At 48.9% G+C, this 765-nt stretch carries 1 protein-coding gene; it reads right to left on the reverse strand.

Annotation, left to right across the window (positions count from 1 at the left end):
• The coding region (gene btuD / locus R7Q48_RS26760) for a vitamin B12 ABC transporter ATP-binding protein BtuD (protein WP_318133261.1) at nt 1-726 on the reverse strand (726 nt) is incomplete at its 3' end.
• Nucleotides 727-765: the final 39 nt, after the last annotated feature.

Consider the following 765-nt stretch of genomic DNA (forward strand, 5'->3'; position numbering starts at 1 on the left):
TCTGACCTGAGTTTTGAACACTTCAGCGAGACCAGTCTCGGAGAGCACGTCATCCGCCCTGCCCGACGCATGCAACACACCATTACTGAGCAATAACACTTTATCGGCATGTTTAAGGGTGCGATTCAAATCATGATTCGCCACGAGCACGCTAATACCTTGCGCCGCGATAGCATTGATTAACTGATACAACAAACCTTCTTGAGCGATGTCGAGCGGAGCGGCTGGCTCATCTAAAATCAACAACTGCGAGTATGGATTTATCGTTCTCCACACTTGTAGGCATACACCCGCTAAGCGTACGCGTTGCCACTCGCCGCCTGATAGCGTTTGAATGCTGCGGTGCAACTTATCTTGCAGTTGGACGAGCTCGACCACCATATTAACGGCATCACGAACTTTACCATCAGTGATCGCAGCGCCACTTGGCAACGACAACGCAAGATATTGAAAAACATCGACGTTAAATGCAGGTCTAGATTGCTGACATAAGTAACCGCGAACATAAGCTTGTTCCGACAAAGATAACGTGAGCAAGTTTTTGTCATCCACATGAACTTCACCGCTCGCTCCGTCCCTGCCAGTTAATGTGCCAGAAATCGCTGCGAGTAACGTACTCTTACCAGAGCCGTTTGGTCCGACAACGTGGACGACTTCGCCAGCTTTGCATTCAAATGAAAGTGGCAGCAAACGACTTCCAACCGCTATATGCTTAACGCGCATCATGACTCTTCACCAACATCCAAATGAAAATAGGCGCACCGA

The organism is Vibrio sp. 378 (assembly GCF_033339435.1).